Raw genomic sequence first — 3,804 nt, 5'->3', positions numbered from 1 at the left:
CCCTGCACCCCGGCGGGCACCACCTCGACGGCCTCCCCACCTACCCCTTCCAACGGCAGCTGTACTGGAACACGGGCAGCGCAGTCGGCGGTGACCCCGAGTCCATCGGGCTCACCAGGGCGGAACACCCCCTGCTCGGCGCTGCCGTGACGGTCGCCGACTCGGAGACGGTGATGTTCACGGGACGGCTGTCGGTGCACGCCCAGCCGTGGCTGGCGGATCACGTGGTCGGCGGCTCCATCCTGTTTCCCGGCACCGGGTTCGTGGAACTGGCGATCACCGCGGCCGAGGAAACCGGCTGCGACCTGCTCGACGAGTTGGTGCTCGAAGCGCCGTTGGTGATACCTGACCAGGGCGGTGTCGCGGTCCAGGTCCTCGTCGGCGCGCCGGACGACTCCGGGGCCCGCCCCGTCAGCGTGCACTCCCGTGGTGACGATGCCGGCCGCCCGTGGGTCCGTCACGCCGTCGGTGCCGTACGGGCGGCGGTATCACTCCCGAGGCCTGCCCCGACGCCCGCCCCGGCGAGCGCCGAGTGGCCGCCGCGCGACGCCACCCCGGTCGACCTCACAGGCCGTTACGACGACCTGGCCGGCGACGGGCTGGCGTACGGCGCCGCCTTCCAGGGACTGACGGCTGTCTGGCGGCACGGTGACGAGGTCTGCGCCGAAGTGACCCTGCCGGCCGCCGCGTCGCCGGGCGACGGCTTCCGCCTGCACCCCGCGCTGCTCGACGCGTGCCTCCAGGCCATCGGCCTCCGGGCCGGTGCACCCGCCCCGCTCCGGCTGCCGTTCGCCTGGACGGGGGTAACGATCCCTGCTCCGACCGCCACCCGCCTGCGGGTACGGATCTCCCCGGCGACCGCGGGCGGGGTCACCTTGGCCATCAGCGACGACACCGGCGGGCCGGTCGCCTCGGTCGAGTCGCTGGTGCTGCGGGACATCGACACGTCCGAGCTCGCCGCCGCGCGCGCCGCCGGGCAGGACGCGCTGTTCGAACTGGCGTGGACGCCCGTGCCCACGGCGGTGACAACGCCGGTCACCTGGGAACACTGGGACAGGCTCGACGCGGACGGCACCGTACCCGAGGTGGTCGTGCTGGCCACCGAGCCGGGCGACGACGGTGACGCCGTGCACCGCGAGGTCCGCCGCGTCCTCGGCGCGTTGCAGGCCTGGCTGGTGGACGACCGGTACGCCCGGTCCACCCTGGTGGTCGCCACCAGACACGCGGTCGCCGCCGACGAGGTCACCGATCTGGCCGGGGCGGCGGTGTGGGGCCTGGTCCGCTCCGCGCAGTCGGAGAACCCGGGCCGCATCGTGCTGGCCGACCTGGACGACCTGGACTCGCTGCCGGCGGCGCTGGCCACCGGGGAACCCCAGGTGGCCGTCCGTGACGGCGAGGCCCGGGTGGCCCGGCTGACCAGGCCCTCCGCACCCGCCACCCCCACCGACCGGCCGCCGGCCTTCGACCCGGACGGCACGGTCCTGCTCACCGGCGCCACCGGCATGCTCGGCAAGCTGGTCGCCCGCCACCTGGTCACCGCGCACGGAGTCCGGCGTCTGCTGCTCCTCGGCAGGCGCGGCCCCGCCGCGCCGGGCAGCGCCGAACTCGTCGCCGAACTCTCCGCGGCGGGCGCGCACGCCGAGGTCGTGGCGTGCGACGTCGCCGACCGGGCCGCGCTGGCCCGCGTCCTGGCCGCGGTACCCGGCGACCACCCGCTGACCGGAGTCGTGCACGCGGCCGGTGTCCTGGACGACGGCGTGATCGGATCGCTCACACCCGAACGGGTCGACGCGGTGCTCCGCCCCAAGGTCGACGCCGCGCTCAACCTGCACGAACTGACCGGGACGGCCAAGCTGTCGGCGTTCGTCCTGTTCTCGTCGGCCGCCGGTGTCTTCGGCAACCCCGGTCAGAGCGGCTACGCCGCCGCCAACGCCTTCCTCGACGCGCTCGCCGTCCACCGGCGCGCTCACGGACTGCCCGCCCACTCCCTGGCCTGGGGCCTGTGGGACGGCGCGGACGGCATGGCGGCCGACCTGATGGACGGCGACCGGCGCCGCATGACCCGTTCCGGCGTGCGGCCGCTGTCCGAGGAGGACGGCCTCGCCCTGCTCGACGCGACGCTCGGCACCGACGCCCCGGCCGTCGTACCGATCCGGCTGGACCTCGCCGCACTGGCGGGCCGGCCCGACCTGCCCCCGCTGTTCACGGCCCTCGTACGGCGGCCCGCGGGACGGCCGGCGACGGCGGCCGACACGGCGGCCGTGCTGCTGCGCCGCCTGGCGGAGCTGCCGGCCGACGACCGCGAGGCCGAACTGCTCGAAGTCGTCCGGACGCATGCCGCCGCGATCCTCGGGCACGCCGGGCCGCAGGACATCCCGGCCGCCCGTCCGTTCCAGGAACTGGGCTTCGACTCGCTGAGCGCGGTCGAGTTCCGCAACCAGCTCAACGCCGCGACCGGCCTGCGCCTGCCGCCCACCCTTGTCTTCGACCACCCGAACGCCACCGCGCTGGCCACCGAGCTCACCGCCCAACTGGCACCCGGCACCGGCGACGGCGAACCCGACGCGCCCGACACGGAGCGCCTGATCCGGGACGTACTGCACGGCATACCGCTCAGCCGACTGCGCGACGCGGGCCTCCTGCAACGTCTCCTGGAACTCGGCGGAGCGGCCCCGGCGGAGCTCGACCCCGTCGCCGCCGAGGTCGGCTCGATCGACGACATGGACACCGACGCCCTGATCAACCTGGCCCTGGGCGGACGCGACGATTTCGACTCGACCGGAATGAGTGGAGACCACCGATGACCGGCTCCGACAACAAGCTCGTCGCCGCGTTGCGCAGTTCGCTCAAGGAGGCGGAGTTCCTGCGCGCCCAGAACGCCAAGCTCACCGCGGCGATCTCCGAGCCGATCGCGATCGTCGGCATGGCCTGCCGCTACCCGGGCGGCGTCACATCCCCCGAGGACCTGTGGCGGCTGGTCGCCGACGAGGTCGACGCGATCTCGGACTTCCCGTCCAACCGGGGCTGGAACACCGACCAACTGTACGACCCGACCGGCGAACGCCCCCGGACGACGTACGTCCGCCAAGGCGGCTTCCTGCACCAGGCCGACCGGTTCGACCCCGCCTTCTTCGGCATCAGCCCCAACGAGGCGCTGCTGATGGACCCGCAGCAGCGGCTGCTGCTGGAGTGCTCCTGGGAGGCGATCGAGCGGGCGGGCATCGACCCCGTGTCCCTGCGGGGCAGCGCCACCGGTGTCTTCGCCGGCGTGATGTACCACGACTACCCCGCCAACGCGAACACCGGCGCCGTCGCCTCCGGCCGGGTCTCCTACACCCTCGGTCTCGAAGGCCCGACCGTCACGGTGGACACCGCGTGCTCGTCCTCGCTCGTCGCCCTGCACACGGCCACCCAGGCGCTCCGTGCGGGAGAGTGCTCCCTGGCGCTGGTCGGTGGCGTCGCCGTGATGGCGACACCCGAGGCGTTCGTCGAGTTCAGTCGGCAGAAGGGACTGTCCCCCGACGGCCGGTGCCGCTCGTACGCGGCGGCCGCAGACGGGGCCGCCTGGGCCGAGGGCGCCGGTGTCCTCCTCGTGGAACGGCTCTCCGACGCGCGCCGCAACGGTCACCCGGTGCTGGCGGTGGTCCGCGGCTCGGCGGTCAACTCGGACGGCGCCAGCAACGGCCTGTTCGCCCCGAACGGTCCGTCGCAGCAGCGGGTGATCGGGCAGGCGCTTGCTGTTGCCGGTCTGTCGCCGGTGGATGTGGATGTGGTGGAGGGGCACGGGACGGGGACGGTCCTGGG

General features: G+C 74.1%; 2 protein-coding genes. Both read left to right on the top strand.

Features of this window, described 5'->3' with window-relative positions:
• On the top strand, window positions 1–2,804 hold a 2,804-nt coding region (locus ACFF45_RS35045), incomplete at its 5' end, for a type I polyketide synthase (RefSeq protein ID WP_381351071.1).
• A partial coding sequence (locus ACFF45_RS35040) for a beta-ketoacyl synthase N-terminal-like domain-containing protein (RefSeq protein WP_381351070.1) occupies window positions 2,801–3,804 on the top strand: 1,004 nt, incomplete at its 3' end. The genes ACFF45_RS35045 and ACFF45_RS35040, both read left to right, overlap by 4 nt.

This window comes from Streptomyces cinereospinus, from assembly GCF_042430725.1.
Lineage (GTDB): Bacteria > Actinomycetota > Actinomycetes > Streptomycetales > Streptomycetaceae > Streptomyces > Streptomyces cinereospinus.
The sequence above is the reverse complement of the archived record's forward strand: the minus strand, read 5'-3'. Positions and strand labels throughout refer to the sequence as shown.